Here is a 285-nt window from a genome sequence, read left to right as displayed (position 1 = left end):
GGCGTCGCCGGCGAGACCGCCGGGCGGACTCGGGACCAGGCGCCGTCCGCGCCGACCACGAGGTCGAACGTCTCCTCCCGCCCGTCCGCGACCCGGACCAGGACGCCGTCCCGCGTCCCCGGCACCACCTGCGCCACGCCCTGCCCCCACCGGACGTCGAGAGGGCCGAGCAGCAGGTCGCGGAGCTGCCCACGGTCGATCTCGTGATTGGCCCGGTCGTCCGGTCCGGGCCGCCAGTCGCGCAGGACGGTCCCGTCCGTGTCCAGGATGCGCATGGCCTGCCCC

At 76.8% G+C, this 285-nt stretch carries 1 protein-coding gene; it reads right to left on the bottom strand.

Translation table 11 applies throughout. The features are described from left to right. The coding region (locus LO771_RS30415; RefSeq protein ID WP_374228285.1) for an FAD-dependent oxidoreductase at positions 1 to 285 on the bottom strand (285 nt) is incomplete at both ends.

Origin of the sequence: Streptacidiphilus sp. ASG 303, assembly GCF_020991365.1 — a bacterium.
In the GTDB taxonomy this organism is placed as follows: Bacteria; Actinomycetota; Actinomycetes; order Streptomycetales; family Streptomycetaceae; genus Peterkaempfera.
Note: the sequence above shows the minus strand (reverse complement) of the source record. Positions and strands in the feature narration are given on the sequence as shown.